This window comes from Mucilaginibacter sp. (genome assembly GCF_041660805.1).
Classification (GTDB): Bacteria; Bacteroidota; Bacteroidia; order Sphingobacteriales; family Sphingobacteriaceae; genus Mucilaginibacter.
Genome location: NZ_JBAZVP010000028.1, coordinates 16,355 through 38,441, shown reverse-complemented (window position 1 = coordinate 38,441; position 22,087 = coordinate 16,355). Strand labels below are relative to the sequence as shown.

Genomic DNA, 22,087 nt, shown 5'->3' with positions numbered 1-22,087 from the left:
ATTAAACTTTTGAATAACGGTATCTACCTTTAATATTCTGTGCTAAGTACTGCCCATGAGAAGAAGCGCCCATCATTTCATTGTAAATATGTTTAGGCACATCAAAATATTGGTAAACACCTCCGTTTAAAAACTCAACTTCAAGCGTTTCAGTTCTTTCATCATACCCGATTGAGGCAATATTTGATGAGCTTACATTTGTTCTTTTCATTATGTGATTTCTAATTTATGACTTAAATACTCTTTTAACTGTAGGATGCTGCGCCCTCCATGTTTCGATAAACTCCGCATAATTCGGGTCAGCTTCGGTAGGTATTCCCCAACCACCAGGTTGCATAGAATCATCTATTTCTGCTTCATCGTATATAACAGGATCTTGACTGTCTGGCCTTCTGTCTTTTGGAGGAGCTTCGATTAAAGTGCGCATCGGTAGCTTTACAGCTTCTCCTAATATAATTGCTTCTCCTGTTTTTAATATGGGTAGCATACCAGTAAGACCTTCAAGATTATCAGAAACAGCACTTGTAATATGTCCTCGGTCTGTAGCATTAGCCAAACGCATGGCAAAGAATGTTCCACATTGTGAAAGAATTGTAGAGTTTACTTCTGAAGGTCGCTGACTGACGATCATTGCTCCAATACCATATTTACGGCCTTCTTTTACTATTTTTTGCACTATTCGTAATGCACTGCCATCATTATTCAGGTAATTATGAGCTTCTTCCATTACTAACAAAAGTGGTCTATGTTTGCCTCCTTGCGATAAGTTCCTTGCCCAAAATAATCCCTCGTACAAAATTCGCAATAAAACACCAATAATAGTATTCAATATACTAATAGGGACACCGGATAAATCTAAAATGGTTATTGGTTTACTACTTCCAATCCATTCTTTTAGCAATATATCCAAATCCTTTTCGGTTTTACCATCTGCCTCTGGCGTCCATTCACCAGGCTTAAATAGGAAATTAAATCGTGGAACTCTAAGTTTAGCACCTAAAGACAATAATTGCTGACCAATGTTAAGTGCATTTGATCCTGGTAGATAATTGATTTTTTCATTATCCTCTTTTTCATTTTTAGGCTTTCGGAATATCGGGGGAACACCTTTTTCTACATCGCCTTTTAGTTCATTTCCATCGCTATCTCTTTCGTATGCCAAATTATCTAAAGGAGAGCCCTCATTTTTAGAATAATAAGTGGCAAAACAATCAATAAACAATTCAGACCAAAGTTGATTGAGGCTAAACGCAATGGGGGAATCAATATTGAGGTAATCCGGGTCTATACCACTTTTTTCATACTTTTTGATACTCTCCAGCTTTTTCAATAAAATTCTTTCTAAAACTATATTTTCGTCCTTTTCATTGTTGAATGAACCGAATGTCATAGCGCAGAGCTCTTCAAAACTCAATGCCCAAAAAGGAATAAATAATTCTTTTTCATAGCTACCCGCCGTCTTATCGGGATTAACTTTGAAGATATTTGCTCTATCCTTTAATGCTTGGGCGTATTCCCCATGTATATCGAATACAATAATCCTGGATGAAGGATATCGTTTTGGATCAGATAGGGCATTCAATAGACTTGACACCGTGGTTGATTTTCCAGAACCTGTTGTTCCAACTATTGCTGAATGCCGGGTAATTAATTTATTAATATCTACTAAGGCAGGAATAGATTCAGCACCCGCAATGTGACCTACTTTAACAAAGTAAGGTCGGTCCGGCTGTCCATATATTCTTTGTAAATCCTTTTCAGAAACTAAATGTACTTCATCACTTACCGTTGGGTATTGAGAAATTCCTCTTTGAAATTGACCATTTCTTTGTCCCTCTCCAATTAACTGAATAGTCATCCAACGATTACCATATGGTTGAGAAGCTACTTGATTTTCGGGTACTGCACTTGCACCCACTTGGGTAACGATCCCAAATAAATCAATATATCCAATAGGAATTTTAATAAAACTACCAATTTGCCCAATTCTAAATCCTTCTCCATTAACATATGCTAATCCAGAAAGTGATTCATTCATTAAAGTAATACGCACTGTAGTTCCGCTTACGTCTTGTACCGTTCCGAGATAAGTAGATTTATCTTTCATCTTCTGCAGTCAAATTATAACCTGTAAGTGCCTGGAGGAAATCGCCGAGTTTTGCAAAGTTTCCTAATTGTAATTGGTGTTTTATTATATCTTCATCAGAATCGCTACCGTCTGGATTTTTCTTTTTTTCTGATAAAGTTACGATACACCCACCTAAATTTTCCTCTTCGTCAACATCTTTCATGATTTTCCACTTACCTTGAACAGTACCAATCATGGCCTCATCATAACACCAAAGAGCAAGATTTGATCGCTTTGCCGCTAATTTTACTGCGTGCGGGTATCTGTAGACTGAATTACCCTCTTCATTTTTAACCATAAATGTATCGAATAATAAAGCAATCACCATCGTTGTTGGATTGCCTTTTAACGCGTTTAGAACAGTATCATTCAAATGAAAGTCATTAAATGAATACCCACTAATTATTAGTAAGGAAGATGTTTGTCGAAGAAACCTATTTAGTTGGTCTATTAATGCCAGATAAGGCATTTTTCTACTTTGCTCATATTTTAAATGAGATGGGTATATTAAATATGAGGCTCCGACTTCTTTAGTCTGACTTGATCTAAAAACCTCTCTATTGGTCTTTTGAAACCAATTAATTGACCCATGTATTTTCCATAATCGTGTCCAGTGCTTGGGGATTAAGTTATCTTCTAATGCTCTTAGATCAAAAAATGATTGCCTGGAGCCTACAAAGCCGTCAAAATAAGGAACAGAAATTTCTTCAAATGCCTGTTCTATTAGTAAATCATAATTTGTAGTAAATACTTCGACAGGCCTTTCTCTGTCAATTGAGCTAATCCATGTTGCTATTTTATGGTAGGGGGATTGATTGTCTGGTAATGCAACATCAATTTTAATCACGATTTTGGCACAAATATTTTTTTCTAGTTCTATTAAATCGTCTTCGCTAAATCCTCTAACCGTATTGCCAAATGAAACTTCTTTAAGACCTCTTATGAAACTCAAAATATCTTCAATGTTATTGACGTTTTTCTTTGCTTTTGATAACTCATCTAATAGCAAATCATATTTATTTTTCACTTCACCATCTTTTGATTTTAGTTCTAAATGAATATGTTTAGTTAGTCTTTCTACATCTGGAATAAGTGGCCACTGGCCATTGGGCATGGAAACTGAAAGTGGACAACCGGCAGAGATAAAAAACCCCATTGGTTTTTTATCTTGCGATAATGATTGACGTAAATATTTAATATGCTTGTAAGGATCGTGATAGCTCATATTGCTTAGGTATTATTTAATAAACATAATCAATCTTTGGGAATATCCACCTAAAGACATTGTTAAGCTTAAGCTAAAGTGTTTTAATAACTTGTTTATTGATATTTATCCTGTTGTTAAGTTCAGAACTAATCTTTGATATCTGGGAAGTTTCGAGGTGATTTGAGCTATGTAATAATAGTTGGTTGATTTACTCATTTTGCAAAGTTACGGGTTGGATATTTTGGCTACGGCTCCTGCCTAACTCTGTTAGATATATACTACCATCACCGACTGTCTGAGTGTGCTTAGTAAAGCGCAACTGGCTTACAATTTTATCGGTCTTTATACCTTGGTTACGAGCCTTTATAAGTTCTGCAATAACTAAAGCCCCAGCACAAGCTCCTACAAAAGATCCTGATACCGCCTTACCGGCAATTGTTAATTCTAAAATACCACATTCTTTTTCATTATCCGTAGTCAGCGCTTTTAATACTTTTTCTTTGGGAAGAAAATTAGAAGGTAGGCCGTCCCATATTTTTTCGGCAGAATGTATGGCACTTGGAAAAGTGTGTAACATAATTTTATCAAAATTATTGACATCATCCCCTAAAGCCGCTTCAACAACAAAATCGAAACCGGCCTTTTCAAGTAAGGTTCTTGAATAGGCATTGTCAAATCCACATAAAGCGACATAAGGTTCTTCTTCTTCGCGCATTGTATTTTTATTAAATTTACGTTCTACAATGTGTGTCTGTATCTTCCTTGCTTCAAGCCAATCACTACAAACCCTGGTTTTATAACGTCCAACATCCCTTATAACACAAAGCAAACCTGCGCTCATATTTGCTGCTACTACCTTGTCAAAATCCTGGAGGTAAATATCAACGAGTTTGCTATCGTTATAAGGAAGTAAACCTAACGCCCATAAGTAAGCCTGGCCTAAATGCCCCAAACCCAATATCCAAATATTTGATGGTATTGTTACCGAATCTGGGCCTGCAGCATCCTCCGCCAACCAATTAAGATCAGGACGCCATAAAGAAAGCCCGGTTGAGTGATCTAACCCTTGAACGTGTATTTTTGAAACTTTCATGAAAGCAAGCCCTACTGCAAGACCGCCTGCATAAATACCGCCAAGGGGCAATTTTCCTTCATTTAATATGTCCGTATTTTCACCGTCAACCAAAACACCGCCTTGCCAGTCTGATGCAACCACCTCTATAATATTTTGATCTATATTACCCGGTAACCCAAAATTCAGCGTAAATAAATAATCTAATGGACGGTCTGTAGCTTTAACGCCAAGTTCTATTGCTATAGCGTTGAGAGTTTTCTTTTCAGCCCACGGTAAAAGGCATTCCACTTGATCCGGTATAATTAAATAAACACCGCCTAAAAAAGCTCTCCCAGCCGAGTTTATTGCCGTTAATAATGCGGCTTGTAATGGTAACGAGGTTCTAATCTTTTCACCACAATTTAAGACGAGTTGGTAGGTTGCTAATTGGTCAAGCGCTTCACCGGGCCCACATTCATTTTTTTCGATTAAAGCGATTGATAATCTGTTGAAGGTATTTTCTGATAATTCCATGTTTTTCAATTTTAATATTAATAATGTTTTCGGCAGCGTCGAATGTTTTCCATTTCTTACTACCTAAATATATGTAGGCACCTACACCTTCCAAGCCTTGTAATGGTACTTGTGAGTAACGTGGTATAATCAATGCGATATGACCAGACTGCACAATCATAGGGTTATCTTTATCGACGCCACTTTGCCCTGTCCAGCCATCTGGGTGTGTGTGAACATCGGCGTACACTTTCAGTTGGTTATCTTTGCAGAACTTCCAAAGCGGCGTAAACCCTTTACTGTCAAATACGATAATGCCACTATCAAGCGCATGCGGGTCTAAATCATCGTAACATATGTAGCGGGTTATTTCTCTTTCTGATAAAGGGCCTAATAGAAATGCTCCACTTTCTCTCATACCACGGCCCCGTAATTTCAATTCCTTTATGAGGTCTTCCCAAAGCTTAAAATCTATATTCAATTGTTGTTGCTCCATTTAGGTATTTAAAAGACGGTGAATAAATTGTAAATAGGCTGTGATTTTAAAAGACGATTGCCAATAGTATTCAGGATATTGTGTTTTCCACCCATCATGCCCCGGTATTGCCAGTCGGTCAAACGGTGCGTACAGTGCAGTAGCATTATTCCAGGCTGGATTGAAAACAGGGTTTAATTTTGCCGAACCTTTTGGCCAGATTCCAGCAGTTAATATGGTGCCGTTTTCTATATCCCATGGGCATGCAGTAGGCGCGCTTTGCGGATAATCATTTAATGTAAATCTCAGGTAGCACTTTTCTGGAGGATAATAGGTAGCTAAAGCTTGAACCCAAATGGTAACGAACGGCCAGGTTATTGCGGGGGCTTCGGTTTGAAGCCCCCACATACCTGATTCAACACCATGTTGAAATTCAAACTCGCTAATGTGCTTTTCAAACATTAACAAGTCCATCGTTTTCATCCCTGGATCAATTTATCAGAAACCAGTAATAAACTTAACTTGCAATCGTGATGACCAACAAATGAACCGATATGGTCCGTTGCCTTGAATATTATTTCATCATTGACCTTTAAAAGGAGATCGGTTGCATCTGCCGGAGCAATTTTGAATTTTGAAATAACGGTTTTTAAAACCTTATTACCTGTTGCAGAGGGTACAAATTCAAAATCTTCGGTTTGACCGTTATATGTAACCTCTGTTTTGATTTTTTTACAGCGGTGTACATGGTAGTGGCCTCGGTGAATGATTTCCACTTCCAGTTTAACCTCTGTGCCGTCAGGAAATATTTCATCCTCCTGAAAGAACAAAGTATAATCATCAACGTGCTCGGCGATTTGAAACTCGCGTTTGAATAATTCTAATAACAGATTATGGTCGGCGTTGGCAGCAACCTCAATCTCCTTAACATCACGGTTGTTTTCACCGTGTAGATATACTTTTTTCATTCTTATTTTAATTTAATGTGTAGAATTTGGCCCACTAGGCTAGTTTAACAATGTTTTGAATGGCGCGCAGCCATTCCATGGATACGATTGGCTTATTGCCGTAATACCCGATGTTGCATTACCTTAATGGCACAGCGTGCGGTAATTGCGCAAAAGGTTAAGATTGAATTACTTTTCTACAGCGTTAAAATTTAAAAATGAAACTTACCCTCAGGTAAACTATCAAGAGTTTTTTCTCTTTTGCTTGGTTAATTCAGAGCAGGTGCTTATATTTGAATCGCTAAAATCAATATGAAGACAGCATGTAAAACTGTCTGACCTTACTAAAAATTACTGAGCTGGGTAGTCTACTATCTGGCTCTTTTTATGATCTATACTTTTTCCTCAATTAATATCAATCACAACATATACAAATATACATCAAAAAAAGTTACCATCCAAATTATTATTTACATTTTAAGAATTTTATCATGCCTAAATAGTCACTCCTGCTTACGTAATTTTTATTTACTAATTATTTGTATATTTGCATTAAATAGTTTAACTTGTGCTTAATAAAGAAGATCAAGATATTTTTTACAAGAAGCTTGGTGAACTGATCCGTGCGGCTCGGAAAAAATCGGGCCTAACTCAGGATGATGTCGCCGATCATCTTGGTTTAACCAGGATATCTATTGTTAATTTTGAACAGGGAACCCAAAAGATTCAGTTACATGCTTTGCTTGAACTGTCGGGCTTGTTAAATATTAACGTGGGAGAGTTTTTAGCTCCTTTATATGTTATAACTACTAAGAACATTACCCTAAAAACTGAAAAATCTATTACCAAAGAAGTTGCTCAATTAGCCGATAAGGACTTAGGGGCAGAGATTTTGAAAGGTTTTTTAAAATATTCAAAATATAAAAAATAAGGAACCAATTACTTATGTCATTAACCAGTTCATTTTATATTAAAATAGAACAACAGGTTTCCGAACTTTTACGGGAAGCCAAAATTACCCAGGCACCAGTTTCAGTAGAACATATAGCCAAAACCATGGGCGCTGCGGTTGTGCCTTATGAGTTGGGCGACGAGGTTTCTGGCGTATTAGTCGTCGAAGAGCACAAAGGTACGATCGGCTATAATTCAACGCACCCCAAAAACCGGCAGAGATTCACTATTGCCCATGAGCTTGGCCATCTTGTTTTGCATGTTAACAAAAACAAGCCAAAGGAATTATTTGTCGATAAGGACTTCATTGTAAAATGGCGTTATAATAAAATATATTCCCCAAAAGAATTTCAACATGAGCAAGAAGCCAATGCTTTTGCTGCAGCACTTCTAATGCCCAAAGAGTTTTTAATTAATGAAATGCAGAAAGAGAAATTTAGCGAACTTACTGAGACGAGACTAATAGAAGAACTTGCAAAGGTATTTAATGTGAGTATTCAAGCTATGACTTATCGTTTTGCGGATCTTAATAAATTCGCATACGCTTAATTTAATCTCACATATCTTCTAGTAATAATTCCTTAATTATAAGTTACTGTTTGCCATAAAACGATATAAAACCTATCATCATCTAGTTAATGTGCTAAATAGTAAAATAAAATTTGATTAGTTTTATAAACCAATCAATCTATTATGGAGGTTATAGCCTTTACCTTTTCTACTACTGGAATTTTTTTATGCGTTTTATATGGGACAAAGCTTGAGCCGACACTAAAAACTAAACATAAATTAAGTATTCCTACAAATTATTCAACTGCTGAAATAGTCGAATGGTTTGAGACAGAATTAAGTTTGATCCTTAATCGAGAAAAGCCATCGGTTGCTACTTATAAACTGACAATTAGTAACGTTAACCACAATTTTGTCAGCAAAGTTTTTTACGGGCAAGCTATATTAAATTTGCTTTGTGCTAAAGCGAATATAAAGATTGAACATACGTCTCCCAGTTCTATTGTAACAAGCAAATTCAATCTACCGAAAGGTACCGACCTGCAAAAATATATTGACCAGTTACTGAAATCTCCAGGAAATCCTTGGGATGCTAAGATGAGAGATACAGCATTAATGGCTCTAAATCTGTTAAAATAGTGATAACGGAGATAGGCAAATTCTCAGTTATAGGCCCATTAGGCAAGGGGAATTTCGGTTTTGTCTTTCATGTTCTTGATCCGTTACTCGATGCGGAACGGGCAGTGAAAGTGATTATGTTAGAAGAAGCGTACACTGCTGAAGAATTTATTGAGTCTTTTAATGAAGCAAAAATACTTGAAATGTGTCGCCACACACACATTGTCGAGGTTAAAGAAGTTGATGTCTATGAATTTAAAGGTCGTAAACTACCTTGTATCACAACTGAATACTTAAAAAATGGGAGTGTTCAAGGTTTGTTGGAAAAACAATTTGTTTCCGTACAAGATACCTGTAAAACCATCATTGATGTACTATTTGGATTGGAACACGCACACAGCCAAAACATACATCATCGAGATATCAAACCAGGTAACATTTTATATAATGACAACTGGCGCGCCAAATTATCTGACTTTGGTTTAGCTTTTGGCCTGGAAGGCCAAGCATTTAATTTTGCAGGTTATAATGCACATTTGCCCCCAGAAGTTCTCGCTAACACTGCGCAAGATGAGCTTAGTGATATTTATTCTTTAGGTATAACCTTTTATCGAATGATAAATAATCTAGTGAGTTTGGATATTCCTTACATAAACAAACAACAATTACTTAAAGCTATCAATAAAGAGAAATTCCCTGATCGTCTGTATTCAGACCATATACCAGATGCAGTAAAAAAAATAGTGAACAAGGCTATGAAACCGGATAGAAGTAAAAGATTTATGTCTTGCTTAGCCTTCCGTCAAGCAATACAAAAAATAAAATTTGGAATTGACTGGCGACCCATTGATCAAACAAATTGGACAGGGATACATAATTCACAAAAGTATACTCTACAGCTTTTTGAAACTAAAAAGAGTAAGTATTCTATTGAATTTAAGCGTAACGAACGAAGGGTGCAGGAGTATTGCTACGTTAATATTCTCGATGAGGCAACTGCGGTTAGTGAATTTTATAAGTTAATAAGCTATACTACTTTACATATCTAAGTTGATCCAAATGAATATTTAGTTATCAATTTGAAAACGTTTTTTATTGCCGATGCGCCGCCGTTCAGTATGCTAGCTCGGAATTATGATGCTGATAAAACAGTTTTATGTATTTATTCAACTGGAAAAAATAGGGATGCACGAGGGGGTATTGGTTATATCGTAGAAGAGCTACGAATAAACTCCATTTCGTCAAAAGTATAATTCTCCGTTCTTTTTGATTAATAGAGTATGCTCTGCATCTATAAAATGTTGAAATCTCACAATAAGAGATTCCTATCCATTAATTAGTTTCGTAAGTCCAAGTTTATCATGATTTAAATACTGAGACTTTCAACCTGCTTGATTGTGTTTTTTTCTATTGAAAACCTTAATAAACCTTTCTTCTATACTTCGGCCAATTATTCACCTGCCCAATCAAAGTTGTGGACTTCAATGTTGGATAATGTAATTCCACATATTCCTTAAAAGACCTAATCGTTTCCATATTATCCCATTCCATAGCTGTGAGGCAAAGCATCGGCCATTTTTTGGCGTGCATCATAAAACTATATAATTGCAGATAAGGCGGTGCCTTTTCAAATGCTCGTTCAATAAGTTCATTATATAAGGCCATTTTAAGTACTTTTTTAAAATCCATGATCAGATCATAGGTTACCAATTGAAGGGTACCCCATTTTATTAGTTCTGCCATGTGTGGCATTTCTTTATCATCAAAGAATAGGTACAGGAAAGTGACAAAATCGAATTCAGTCACGTCACAAAGATCTTTACTGAAAAAAGCATAGTTTTTTTTAAAGGCCTCCAATGAAAATCCATCCTTCATTTTATCAATGACAAAACGGATCACTTCGTTCTCCTTTTCGATGATTTGTTCCATATCAGGCCCTTTAACACTCCCATCCGGTAACTCCATCCCATACCTGTATTTGGAGAACAGCTCGAAATAATAACTTTTAAAAAATATGGTCTTCCGCTCAAAAGTTACCTGCACATATAAAGGATATGTAAGCTGTCCGTGAAAGTCAACCTGCTTCAGACGGTCATTCAGGTAGGTTTTGTAACTGATTTTATTCACTTTTTTAAAAAATATTTTTTGATGCTATTTGATTGCTTTTGGTGTTCCCTGCTTTTAAGTAATTGGTTATGATTTATCAAGCTTAATCAAAAATAAGCAAACCAAATGAAGTTGCTTTCTGATTGAACAGGTCAAAATTAATCATTTGTTTTGACATATTTTATTTTATCAAAACAATATTCTATATTTGATTTATGCAGAAGCAGCTGCAATTCAAGCAATTGCGGATTAGGGGAAGCCATTCTCATAAAGTAGCGGGTGGCGAGACACATGATTACTATTAATTTAATACAATGACATCAAATGAATTAGTTACAAAAGAAGATCTGGAAGCATTCGAGAAAAGACTCCTGGAAAAAATAGAAATTATTCTTCAGCCGGGGAAAGGACAAAGCAAGCAATGGTTAAAAAGCAAAGATGTGAGAAAGCTATTGAACATCTCCCCTGGTACTTTACAAAACCTGCGTATCAATGGCACACTTAGCTATACCAAGATTGGCGGCATGATGTATTACAAACTGGAAGATATTCATAAAGTACTGGAAGGGGGTAAACATTGAAACCAATAGTTAAAACAAAAGAAATGGCTGCCTATGCCGAGCGAGTAAGGCAAATGGGTAAGAATCCGCATCTGCTCGCTACCCACGTAAGCATGTATGCAGCTTTGTTTGTCTGCTGGCAACGGAGTGGGTATAGTAACCCGTTTCCGGTTAGCCGACAGTTGCTAATGTCCTATAGCCGGATCGCATCCACCGCTACCTATCATAAATGTATAAAGGAACTGGAAACGTTTGGGTACATCTGTTATTACCCATCTTATCACCCGGTAAAAGGCAGCCTGGTTGAGTGGCCAGAGGATAAGCATGATAATAGATCGGCTGATCACTTGATCTAAGGATAGCAAGATCAGTTGATCACATGATCTAAAGATCGTTAGATATGTTGATACCCAGATACGAAATGAACCCACACAATGAATGCTTCGCCCCCAATAGCGAAACGCTATTTCCAAGAGACTTTAAAAACGAAGACATCTCTAATGCAATAACCTGTATGCGCAAATCAAATAATTTTTTGCAGAGCAATTGTTCAAGTCCGTTTTTGAAGTTTAGCAGCAATAACTCTATCAACTTTCCTGTAGCAGCGATTTGGAGTGTGCGACAGTCAAAACGTCCTTTTCTTCTTGGAAGAAAAGTGTCTTGTCCTGAAATAGGTTTACACCTAAAAACGGACAAACAAATGGAAGAAAAAGCAAGAGCGAAAAGCAAACCAAGTCAATTTTTTAGTACGAAACAGAAGCACACGATCATTCAGGCCTTTCTTGCTGGCAACAGGCCGAAGCAGCAGGTTTGGAAGGAGTTCACCGGGGAGGTGAAGGAAAAGGGTAAGATATTGAAGTTCATGAGGCAATTAGGTTACATTGAGAACAGTGTCAAGAAAAAACCTATATCATTTTATATGGATGAAAAGCCCAAAACATCCCCACCGGTAGAACTGCCGGAAAAGGATGCACAAAGCGCTGAGATAAAGCAATTGAAACTTCAACTAAAAGATAGCCAGTTACGTGAACAATCCTATCTGCTGATGATCGAGATCGCAGAAAGGGACTTAAAGATCAATATCAGAAAAAAGTCGTACACCAAGTGATCTATGAAATGAAAGACAGAAACAAAAATACAAGCCTTGCACGCGTCTGTCGAGTACTTGGAGTAACCAGGCAAGCTTATTATCAGCACTGGTGGCATAACGAAACCCTAACCATTGAAAAAGAACTGGTATTAAAATACGTGGTACAAATGAGGACAGATCACCGCCATATGGGAACGAGAAAGCTGTATGAAATGATGCAGCCTTTCTTGTTGGAGCATCAGATAAAAATGGGCCGCGATGCTTTATTCGATCTTTTGGCATCCCACAGGTTGCTGGTGAAAAGATACAAACGGAGAATTTCAACAACTGATTCATTTCACATGTACCGGAAGTTCCCTAACCTGATCAAAGGCTTTGTGCCATCAGCGCCTAACAGATTATGGGTAAGTGATATAACCTATTGGAAGATCAATGATAAATTTCTTTACATCAGTTTTATAACAGATGCTTACTCCAAAAAGATACTGGGGTACAATCTTGCTGATAACCTGCTGGCTATAGAAACAGTAAAGGCTTTGGAAATGGCCCTGGCTGGCGCAGACAACGTTGAGTTTCTCTGTCATCATTCAGACAGGGGGCTGCAATACTGTTCTAATGAATACGTCATCCTGCTCGACCAGCATGAGATCAAGATCAGCATGACCGAGAGCAGTGATCCCCGGGACAATGCCATAGCGGAGCGCCTGAACGGCATCATTAAGAATGAGTACCTGAGCAGTTATAGTGTTGATGACCTGGAACAAGGTAAACAGGTACTTGACTTTGTGATTAACCTGTATAATGACGAACGGCCTCACATGAGCCTGGGTAACCTGACACCGAACCTGATCCATGCCGGGAAAGCGAAACCCGATCAGTTATGGAGGAACTATTATACGCGAAGGCCGGATCTGGCGGCGGAGTTATCAACATAAAAAGGAGGTTCCGCAAAAAGAAAAAAAGAAGCAAAAAAAGAAAAACGCATTGAAATGTGGACAACGCTACGCGTTCCCCACATTTCAACACGACAAACAAACAACAATTAATTATTAATGAGATGAGAAACCAATGTCCGACCATAGCATCATACCGTAGTACTGGTAAAAAGAGTAATATTGTAAACTCATATCAGGATGACTACACTACTGTAAACCTATTGCAGGATCATACCGGATATCTCTCTCAAAAGTGTAAACTTATTTCAGGACGTCACAAAGGAGCAAGCGGAAGTTGGGCAGAGCCCTACTTTGCTTGCCATTTGCGCTGCAAATGGGGTTTTGCGTATCCTCCGGGGATACTTTACCGCGTTTTTACCTGCAAAGAAGAAGAAAACAGGATACTTGGCAGTATCCTGTATAGATATATAAAGGTATATAGGTCTGTACAGCCTTATGCCAACAAATGAAATGAAGTGATGGAAGATATTAATGTAAGATCAGTACGATACCCCATTGTGGTGGACCAGAAGTTTGAAAAGATCGCCCTTAAACTGGGGCGGACAAAGCGCCAGGTTTTTATTCAGATGGTCGATTATTTTTATAAAAGCAAGAAAGATCCAATAGACCTGAATGATGAACTCTTAAAAAATGCGCTGATGAAGAACCATCAGCAGTACATCGGTTTTATTAAGGCACAGGAAAATATGCTGCTCATTCCTATCAAAACAGAGATGGATAGGGTTTCCCAATCACAGAGAAAGATCATCGACCGCTTTAATTCCGAAGTATTGATGCATAATGCGGATGTGTTAAATAACCTGCAAAGCCATGCCAAAGCGTTCGGGGAAGTAGCCCGCGTAATGGATGCGATCCTGAAGGTTATGAAAAGTAAGGAAACCCTGAAAGAACAGTTCCTGTTTATTCTGGATGGTTATATCAGATCGAGGGAGGCTTTTGGTATGATGACATCGGGCAGGGAAAAAGATGAACTGATCGCTATCACGAAAGAGCAGATCAGGTTATTATAACGAATCGGCTTTATGTTTATCAATATTACCGATAGTAAAGAAGCGGCTAACAAAGACAGCAGCAGCGGACTGGTTCATTACCTGGAAAAAGAGAACCGGATTTATAATAAGGATGAACCCGAGTATTGGTTCAATGGGCAACAGGTCAGAATAGATCCATACGTGGCTATGCGGACAATAGATAACAATATCGCTAAGTTGGGTAAGGACGATGCGAAATTCTTCCTGCTTAATATCAGCCCCAGCCAAAAAGAAATTGCTTTTTTAAAGAAGCAATATGGCGAGGATGGTGCCAAAGACCAGATGAAAGGGTTTGCAGTTAGGGTGATGGATGCCTACGCACAGAATTTTAAACGGGAGGGTATTAACAGCCACGAAGATCTGGTATGGTTTGGGAAGCTGGAAAACTACCGTTACTACGCCCATAATGACCCAGAGGTCAAGCAGGGTATTAAAAAACGGGGAGATCGCAAGGAGGGCGAGCAGATGCATGTACAAGTCATTGTAAGCAGGAAAGACGCAACCAACAAAATCAAGCTTAGCCCAATGAATACATCAAGAGGCAAGAATGAGGATCATTCTAAAAAGATGGGGCAGTTTGATCGAGTGGCTTTTAAACAGTGTGGTGAAACGTTGTTTGACGAATTATTTGAGTTTGACAGGCAACTTAAAGATACAATGGCCTATGCCAATGCGCAGAAAAACGGCGGCCTGGCCGAGCGGATGCAGATGGAAACCCAAAATCAAAAAGAAGCTACACACTTAGATACAAGCCTTACCGATGATCAGACCGATATGGACTTAGCACCAGGCATTCATCCATATTCTGCCACCATAGGCCAGTCTTTTGAAGATTTCATCAGCCCTATCCATGTCGACATCAAAGATGATGTGGATGATGAGGCTATACATGGGAGAAATCGCCATAGGAAAAGACAGGCGAGGACTAATACACGATAATTGATCTGATAATACTTCTGTCGTTACAAAGCCCCGACTTATTATTTATGCTCTCCAAAATCTTTAACTTTTGCTTTTACCTTGTCTTGTATTTCTATCTGGATAACATCATGTATTATATTAGGATCAATCCGAAAGGCATAAGCCATAATATTAATATGGAATATCGTAAACTTTTCTGGATTAGATAATTTGTTATGGTAAGCCTCGTAATTAATGCCCAATAATTTAGCAACCTTAGTTGGGCTTCGTTTTACCAATTGATACATCTTGCTTATTTTTCCCGATAAGAATAATGTCTGTATATCCTCAAAATTAGGATCTATGGGGATTTCATTATCCTCTTTTGAAATATTCCAATTAGCCATACTAAGTATTTACTTACCTAATATGTGTAAATGTTAACTTTATAGCTATAAATAAGAACTATTCGTAAGTTAAAATTTGTTATTAATAAATTTTAACTTATTTTTGATATGTACTTGTCAATGAATTAAATGATTTAAATACGAAGTTATAAATTTGCGGCACTGACATTGATTTAATGGAGGTGCTCACAAGAACCTCAAAATCCGCACGAACGTAGGAAATTCAAGGATACAAGAGGAAGTGAGCACCCGGAACCCTATATTCTTAGGGCGCCGGGTCTACTTGCGGAATTTGTATCCTGGTACTATTTTCGAATAGTAGCTGTTTAAATAACAGCATCGTCCTACGCGATCCCTCGTGCGGATTACATCCAATGGTGACCCGGCTCCCTCGGGAGTTTAGTTCTCCAATTTGGCTTGAGGTTTTGATAAAAATCAAAACGATGAAGTCACCGAACAAGCTCTTACTTAAACTAAAAATTTCTTGCTCAAAGTTCGGCAGGCTGATTTTTCTTTTAGATTATTATCTCTCCTTAAAAAGCTTGTTGAAAAATATTATTTGTGCTCCTGAATAAATATCAGGACAAACGGCAATCTAAGATCAGCTTAGTAGTTAATAGTCAATTTCAGGTTGCCGTTTTCCTTTTCAGAGTCTTACTTGATTAATTCTTTAATCTACTCAACTAAAAAATTTCATGAAAAAAACTATACTTTTTATAGTACTGGCCACGCTTTGCCTAAAATTAACTGCAAACGCCCAGGACCAACCTACGCTAACCGCCCTACAAATAGGAGATCAAGTACCCGATATTACCCTAAATAACATCATTAACTACCCCAAGAAAACTGCTAAAATACCCGACTTCAAAGGCAAGCTGCTCATACTCGACTTCTGGGCAACTAACTGCGGAAGCTGCATAAGGGCAATGCCTAAAATGGATAGACTTGCAAAGAAGTTTAATGGGAAACTGGAGATTATAGCGGTATCCTATGAAAAACAACATATCGTAACCGCTTTTTTAAAACGTAACTCTATCGGCAGGTCTATGCAATTGCCGATTGTAACAGACGACATCCAACTTAAAAAGTTATTTCCCCATCGCATCCTATCCCATGAGGTATGGATCAACGAAAATGGAACGGTTGTAGGAATCACCGAACCAGAATACGTTAACGAAGCAAATGTGCAGGCCATGTTGGATCATCAGACGGTGGATATGCCTGTCAAAACTGATGTGATAGCTTATGACTACCAACAGCCTTTGATAAACAGTTCAAAAACTATAATCTATAGCGCAATAGATAGCTATAAACAAGGGGTCGCACCGAAATTCGGCGCAGTAACAGATTCGTTGAACAACAGGCTCCGATTCTATATTATCAATTTTCCTATTCTGCAGATGTATATGCTTGCCCTGGATCACCTGCTTTACTTCCCTAAAACTTTTATGCAGATACAGATCAGGGACACAACCCGACTGCAAATGCCATCTGGAATCTATAGAAATCCCTGGAAGCAGAAAAATAACTTTTGCTATGAAACAGTCCAGCCCTCCAGTACCTCAACGGTACGGCTAAAGGAGATCATCAGGCAAGATCTAAATAGATTCTTCAACATGAACGGGCGTATGGAAAAGAGAAAAGTAAAATGCCTCGTACTACAACGTTTTAACAAGGACACTCATTTACTGGCTACGGCGAATAGCATACCCTTAAATACCCTACATCGTAAAGATTCAATCAAAGTATTATCCGGCGGATCACTTTCCAATGTCATATGGGAGCTCAATGAAATTCCAAACGGAATGCCAGCAACTGACGAAACAGGAATCAAGGAAAATGTAGAAATGCACCTGCCAATACAGTCGTTCGCCAATATTCCGGAGGTCAACCGTGCCCTTTACAAATATGGATTGATTTTGAAAGAAGAAATGCGGGAGCTGGAGTTCTTTGTCCTTTCTGATGCAAAAGCCTCTACCCAATCATTTCCTAATTAATCATTGTCCTCAATTCACATTTCAAAATGAAAAGATATTTACCACTTATTTTTATTTTCATCACATTAAGAGTTTTTGCACAGGAGGGAACGTTAATTATTGGTAAAGTACTAAGTGTAAAAGACAGCCTTCCGCTTAATGGAGCAACCATACTGGTTAAAGAAACAGGGAATAACTATACTACTGATGGTTCAGGTGTTTTTACTATCCCAGGATTAAAAGAGCGGAGTAATTTAACCATTACGTTTATTGGTTATAAGAAAACAGCTTTATCCGTCAGCTTGCCGCTCAAAAGTTCGCTCATCGTGTATCTGCAACAGGAGCATACCGAATTGAAAGAGGTTACCGTTTCCACCGGTTACCAGACCTTGCCACGGGAGAGAGCAACAGGCTCCTTTGAAAAGGTCAATGCTGAATTATTTAATCGGGCCACCGGAACGGATGTCCTGACCAGACTCGACGGGATAACCACATCTACGCTCTTCGATAAACGTACCGGGGCCGATCCTCTGAGCTCACTAACGATCAGGGGAATCAGTTCCCTGTATGCGACTACATCACCTCTGGTGATAGTCGATAACTTTCCGTATGACGGCGATATCAATAACATTAATCCTAATGATGTGGCCAGCGTTACCCTACTGAAAGATGCTGCTGCCGCTTCTATTTGGGGCGTAAGGGCAGGTAATGGTGTTATAGTGATCTCCACCAAAAAAGGATCATTTAACCAGCCTTTACAGGTTAGCCTGAACAGCAACCTCACTTTTACCGCAAAACCAGACCTGTATTACCTGCCGCAAATGAGCAGTTCGGATTTTATCGATGTGGAGAAAATGCTGTTCACCAAAGGATTTTATGATAATGATCTCAGCAATACTTTTTCCAGGCCGCCGGTTTCGCCTGTCGTAGAACTTTTAAACCAGCAAAGAAATGGTCAGATCAGTAGCAATGAAGCTGATGCACAGATCAATGCTTTAAGGAATTACGATGTACGTAAAGATTTTGACAAATACATCTACCGCACAGGAATTAACCAGCAACATGCCCTTTCGCTATCCGGAGGTAACGGGTCTGCCAATTATTTCTTTTCAGCAGGATACGATAAAAACCTCTATAACCTGATGAACAGCGGCTATGACCGCGTGACCATTAAGAGCAACAATACCTTTAAGCCATTTAAGCATACAGAAATACAGGCTGGCATACAATATACCTCAAGCAACACTTCTAATCAAAACTCGCTGTCTCCTTATGGTTACGGGCAAATTGTTCCGGCTGGTAAATCGGCACTCTACCCTTATGCGCAATTGGCAGATGCAAATGGTAATTCTTTACCCATTGCTAAAGATTACCGTTTAGGCTTTGTTGATACAACGGGTGCAGGAAAACTGCTGAACTGGCAATATAAGCCGCTACAGGAAGTACAACAAGCGGATAACCATACCAAGGCACAGGACATACTGTTAAACTTCGGGATTAGATATTACTTCAGTAATCATCTGAACGCTGAAGCTAAGTACCAGTATGAAAAAGCAGTAAACACCAATAATCAATATTATAGCGCGGATAGCTATTATACCAGGAACCTGATCAACAGTTTTACGCAGATCAACGGAACAAGTGTCATTAGGCCGGTGCCGGTAGGCGGCATACTGGACATGACCAATAATAACCTGGAGGCCCATGATGTACGAACCCAGTTTAATTATAACAATTCATGGAATACAAAAAATCAAATATCGGCGATCGCGGGTGCGGAAGTAAGGCAAAACACGACTACTTACAACGTAGGCAGAACTTATGGTTATAACCCTAATCTGTTTACTTATACCAATGTGGACGAAGTAACTACTTTTCCCTTCTACCAGGGATTAAACAGCGATGGCACCATTCCTAATCCCGCCCAGTTCGGCAATATCTTAAATCGTTATGTTTCACTGTATGCAAACGGCTCCTATAGCTATGATAACAGGTATATGCTTTCACTCAGTGCCCGTAAAGATGAATCTAACCTATTCGGGGTGAACAGTAATCAGAAAGGCGTACCATTATGGTCAGCCGGGCTGGCCTGGAACATAGCCAACGAGAAATTCTATCATTTAACAATTCTTCCTTATTTAAAGCTGAGGCTGACCTATGGCTATAGTGGTAATGTAGACAACAGCCGTTCGGCTTATACCACTATTGGCTATGTACCTACTAATAATTATACACATATCCCTTATGCGAATGTGATCAACCCGCCCAATCCCGAACTGAGATGGGAAAGAGTTGGCATGACCAACATCGGGATTGATTTCGGCTTTGTAAATGAACGGATCACCGGCAGCCTGGATTACTACATTAAAAAATCAAAAGACCTGATCAGCCCGGCTCAGATTGATTTCACAACAGGGTTCAGTTATCTGTTTATCAATAGTGCCAAAACAAAAGGGCAAGGAATCGATCTCCAATTGAATTCAAAAAATCTAACAGGAGCTTTAGCCTGGAATACCACCTTGTTATTCTCTTACAATCGTAATCAGATCATCGCTTATTACAATGATCTATCTACCGCAAGTGCCTATGTAAGTACCGGGCTTACCCTTAACCCCGTAGTTGGCAGGGACGTTTACGCCTTATACAGTTATAAATGGGCTGGCCTTGATCCCAAAACAGGCGATCCGCAAGGGTACGTTAACGGATTAGTAAGTAAGGATTATTCGATTATGATCAATGGCAGTTTAAGTGACCTGGTTTACAACGGCTCTGCTATTCCCGTTTATTACGGTGGATTCAGAAATACCTTTACCTGGCGTGGTATATCCGTATCGGCTAATATTACCTATCGACTTGGCTACTTCTTCAGAAAAACAAGCATCAACTACAATAACCTTTATTCGGGCTGGGTAGGGAACAGTGATTACAGTTTGCGCTGGCAAAAACTGGGAGATGAAAAAACGACCAATGTCCCTTCCATAATCTATCCTAATGACCCGAACAGGGACGAATTTTATGCTTATTCCGATGCTACTGTAGCCAAAGCGGATAACATACGCTTACAGGACATCCGGATTGGCTACCAACTGGAAAAGAGCCAGCAAGCCTGGCTACCTTTTAATAGTTTACAGTTCTATGTGTATGCCAGCAACCTCGGCATTCTGTGGCGCGCCAATAAATGGCATATCGACCCAGATTATGGTTCCGGCTTTCCAGCGCCCCGGACGGTTTCACTCGGCCTTAAAGCAGACTTTTAAACTTTAATCAGATCAATATGAAAAATATACTATCTAAAAATCATACAGGTTCCAGGCTGATCCTACATTTTTTACTATTGGTGAGTATTTCCATCATTTCGTGTAAAAAATATCTGGATGCAAAGCCCAACCAGCAACAGGTTGTTCCGTCAAATTTACAGGACTTGCAAGCCTTGCTGGATAACGTTTTGGTGATGAATCGTTCTTTTCCCGGCATCGGCGAAGCGGCTTCTGATAATTATTATGTCACACTTACAGACTACAATGCATTGGTTACAGCCCAGGACAAGTCATTGTACATCTGGCAGCCGGATGGCGTGGTTCCCAATGGCCAATGGCTGGCACCGTACCAGGTCGTTTATTATGCCAATCAGGTTTTAGAAAGCCTGGAGCAGATCGCCCCCGCACCAACCGTTCAATCGCAACAGATCAGGGGGGCAGCTTTATTCTTCCGTGCTTACGCGTTTTTTCAACTGGCCAGCACCTTTTCAAAACCGTATAATGAGCAGACCGCAGGTAACGATTTAGGGATACCGATCAGGCTGACCGCTGACTTTAACCCGGTTTCCGTACGCTCTACCAATCAGCAAACCTATGACCGGATTCTATCAGACTTTAAAGAAGCTGTGACCCTATTACCCCAAAGCAGCAGCTACCCATCGCAGCCAACGAAGTCGGCGGCTTATGCGGTATTGGCCAGAACCTATCTGGCCATGGGACAATATAATATGGCAGGGACTTATGCGGATTCCTGTCTAAACCTTCAGCCTCAGTTGATAAATTTCAATACTTTAAGCGCAACTTCTGCGAACCCGATTGCCCGGTTCAATAGGGAAACTATATTTTATGCCATGTCCGGAGGTTCAACGTTATTGGTTCCTTCCAGGTGTAAGATTGATTCTACGCTGTATGCTTCTTACGCTACAAATGATCTGAGAAGAACAATTTACTTTAAGGATAATGATAACGGTTCGTATGCTTTTAAAGGGAATTACGATGGCAGCCAAAGCGCAACGATCTTTTCAGGACTGGCAACCGATGAAATTTATCTGATCCGGGCGGAATGTTATGCAAGAGCAGGTCAAACCGCTAAAGCATTAACGGATTTAAATACCTTATTGCAAACACGATGGAAAACCGGAACATTTCAGCCATTCCAGGTAACGGATGCCAATGCGGTGTTGGACTTGATATTAAATGAAAGAAGGAAAGAATTAATATTCAGAACGTTAAGATGGACGGATTTAAGACGGCTCAATCAGGAAGCGGATTTAAAAACTACACTAAAGAGAAATTTGGGATCGGACTTTTATCAATTGCCGCCGCAGGATTTGAGATACGTATTTTTAATTCCACAAGAAGTAATTACAACGAGTGGAATTCCACAGAATCCAAGATAAA

23 protein-coding genes are annotated in these 22,087 nt (G+C 39.0%); 14 read left to right on the top strand and 9 right to left on the bottom strand.

Annotated elements, in window-relative coordinates:
- Position 1: 1 nt before the first annotated feature.
- From WC743_RS23005 to WC743_RS22975, 7 genes are all read right to left on the bottom strand, one after another.
- The gene (locus WC743_RS23005; protein WP_373015905.1) at positions 2-211 is read right to left on the bottom strand and encodes a KTSC domain-containing protein; all 210 of its coding nucleotides are present in this window, start codon (positions 209-211) and stop codon (positions 2-4) included.
- Positions 212-226: 15 nt separating this feature from the next.
- Positions 227-2,107: an ATP-binding protein gene (locus tag WC743_RS23000; protein WP_373015904.1), complete on the bottom strand. Its 1,881-nt coding sequence runs from the start codon at positions 2,105-2,107 to the stop codon at positions 227-229.
- Positions 2,097-3,353 (bottom strand): SIR2 family protein, encoded by a 1,257-nt coding sequence (locus WC743_RS22995; protein WP_373015903.1) that lies wholly within the window; start codon positions 3,351-3,353, stop codon positions 2,097-2,099. Before WC743_RS22995 ends, WC743_RS23000 begins: the two co-directional genes overlap by 11 nt.
- Positions 3,354-3,543: 190 nt before the next feature.
- Positions 3,544-4,923 carry a hypothetical protein gene (locus tag WC743_RS22990; protein ID WP_373015902.1) on the bottom strand — a complete coding sequence of 460 codons (1,380 nt, stop codon included), beginning with the start codon at positions 4,921-4,923 and terminating at the stop codon, positions 3,544-3,546.
- Positions 4,865-5,398, bottom strand: a complete 534-nt coding sequence (locus WC743_RS22985; RefSeq protein ID WP_373015901.1) for a hypothetical protein — start codon at positions 5,396-5,398, stop codon at positions 4,865-4,867. The genes WC743_RS22990 and WC743_RS22985 overlap by 59 nt, the downstream gene beginning before the upstream one ends.
- Positions 5,399-5,860: a hypothetical protein gene (locus WC743_RS22980; protein ID WP_373015900.1), complete on the bottom strand. Its 462-nt coding sequence runs from the start codon at positions 5,858-5,860 to the stop codon at positions 5,399-5,401.
- On the bottom strand, positions 5,857-6,345 hold the full coding sequence (locus WC743_RS22975; protein WP_373015899.1) for a hypothetical protein: 489 nt from the start codon (positions 6,343-6,345) through the stop codon (positions 5,857-5,859). The genes WC743_RS22980 and WC743_RS22975 overlap by 4 nt, the downstream gene beginning before the upstream one ends.
- Before the next feature lie 547 nt (positions 6,346-6,892).
- Between WC743_RS22975 and WC743_RS22970 the strand changes: the two genes are divergently transcribed.
- The 4 genes from WC743_RS22970 to WC743_RS22955 all read left to right on the top strand — a co-directional run bounded on the left by WC743_RS22970 (position 6,893) and on the right by WC743_RS22955 (position 9,452).
- Positions 6,893-7,255: a helix-turn-helix domain-containing protein gene (locus WC743_RS22970; RefSeq protein ID WP_373015898.1), complete on the top strand. Its 363-nt coding sequence runs from the start codon at positions 6,893-6,895 to the stop codon at positions 7,253-7,255.
- A 14-nt stretch (positions 7,256-7,269) separates the two neighbouring features.
- Positions 7,270-7,824 (top strand): ImmA/IrrE family metallo-endopeptidase, encoded by a 555-nt coding sequence (locus WC743_RS22965; RefSeq protein ID WP_373015897.1) that lies wholly within the window; start codon positions 7,270-7,272, stop codon positions 7,822-7,824.
- A 144-nt stretch (positions 7,825-7,968) separates the two neighbouring features.
- The gene (locus WC743_RS22960) at positions 7,969-8,424 is read left to right on the top strand and encodes a hypothetical protein (RefSeq protein ID WP_373015896.1); all 456 of its coding nucleotides are present in this window, start codon (positions 7,969-7,971) and stop codon (positions 8,422-8,424) included.
- Entirely contained in the window at positions 8,424-9,452 is a 1,029-nt protein-coding gene (locus WC743_RS22955; protein ID WP_373015895.1) for a serine/threonine-protein kinase, read from the top strand. Before WC743_RS22960 ends, WC743_RS22955 begins: the two co-directional genes overlap by 1 nt.
- A 370-nt stretch (positions 9,453-9,822) precedes the next feature.
- On the opposite strand, the gene WC743_RS22950 is transcribed toward WC743_RS22955, so the two are convergent.
- Positions 9,823-10,530: a hypothetical protein gene (locus WC743_RS22950; RefSeq protein WP_373015894.1), complete on the bottom strand. Its 708-nt coding sequence runs from the start codon at positions 10,528-10,530 to the stop codon at positions 9,823-9,825.
- A 293-nt stretch (positions 10,531-10,823) separates the two neighbouring features.
- Between WC743_RS22950 and WC743_RS22945 the strand changes: the two genes are divergently transcribed.
- From WC743_RS22945 to WC743_RS22915, 7 genes are all read left to right on the top strand, one after another.
- Positions 10,824-11,090 (top strand): helix-turn-helix domain-containing protein, encoded by a 267-nt coding sequence (locus WC743_RS22945; RefSeq protein ID WP_090640116.1) that lies wholly within the window; start codon positions 10,824-10,826, stop codon positions 11,088-11,090.
- Positions 11,087-11,425, top strand: coding sequence for a hypothetical protein (locus WC743_RS22940; RefSeq protein ID WP_373015893.1), 339 nt, complete (start codon positions 11,087-11,089; stop codon positions 11,423-11,425). Before WC743_RS22945 ends, WC743_RS22940 begins: the two co-directional genes overlap by 4 nt.
- Positions 11,426-11,769: 344 nt before the next feature.
- Complete coding sequence (locus WC743_RS22935; RefSeq protein WP_373015892.1) at positions 11,770-12,177, top strand: hypothetical protein; 408 nt, start codon at positions 11,770-11,772, stop codon at positions 12,175-12,177.
- Positions 12,178-12,185: 8 nt separating this feature from the next.
- Positions 12,186-13,094, top strand: coding sequence for an IS3 family transposase (locus WC743_RS22930; protein ID WP_373015891.1), 909 nt, complete (start codon positions 12,186-12,188; stop codon positions 13,092-13,094).
- A 122-nt stretch (positions 13,095-13,216) separates the two neighbouring features.
- A complete protein-coding gene (locus WC743_RS22925; RefSeq protein WP_373015890.1) occupies positions 13,217-13,564 on the top strand; it encodes a hypothetical protein in 348 nt (115 codons plus the stop codon).
- 9 nt (positions 13,565-13,573) lie between these two features.
- Positions 13,574-14,125: a BfmA/BtgA family mobilization protein gene (locus WC743_RS22920; protein ID WP_373015889.1), complete on the top strand. Its 552-nt coding sequence runs from the start codon at positions 13,574-13,576 to the stop codon at positions 14,123-14,125.
- Between the two features lie 12 nt (positions 14,126-14,137).
- Complete coding sequence (locus tag WC743_RS22915; RefSeq protein WP_373015888.1) at positions 14,138-15,085, top strand: DUF5712 family protein; 948 nt, start codon at positions 14,138-14,140, stop codon at positions 15,083-15,085.
- A 41-nt stretch (positions 15,086-15,126) separates the two neighbouring features.
- Here the strand turns inward: WC743_RS22915 and WC743_RS22910 are convergent, their stop codons facing one another.
- On the bottom strand, positions 15,127-15,453 hold the full coding sequence (locus WC743_RS22910) for a hypothetical protein (protein ID WP_373015887.1): 327 nt from the start codon (positions 15,451-15,453) through the stop codon (positions 15,127-15,129).
- 695 nt (positions 15,454-16,148) lie between these two features.
- On the opposite strand from WC743_RS22910, the gene WC743_RS22905 reads away from it, so the two are divergent.
- From WC743_RS22905 to WC743_RS22895, 3 genes are read left to right on the top strand one after another with little or no spacing between them, the layout of a single operon-like run.
- The gene (locus WC743_RS22905) at positions 16,149-17,450 is read left to right on the top strand and encodes a TlpA family protein disulfide reductase (RefSeq protein WP_373015886.1); all 1,302 of its coding nucleotides are present in this window, start codon (positions 16,149-16,151) and stop codon (positions 17,448-17,450) included.
- A 26-nt stretch (positions 17,451-17,476) separates the two neighbouring features.
- The gene (locus WC743_RS22900; RefSeq protein WP_373015885.1) at positions 17,477-20,686 is read left to right on the top strand and encodes a SusC/RagA family TonB-linked outer membrane protein; all 3,210 of its coding nucleotides are present in this window, start codon (positions 17,477-17,479) and stop codon (positions 20,684-20,686) included.
- A gap of 17 nt (positions 20,687-20,703) precedes the next feature.
- Positions 20,704-22,086, top strand: coding sequence for a RagB/SusD family nutrient uptake outer membrane protein (locus WC743_RS22895; RefSeq protein WP_373015884.1), 1,383 nt, complete (start codon positions 20,704-20,706; stop codon positions 22,084-22,086).
- Position 22,087 lies beyond the last annotated feature (1 nt).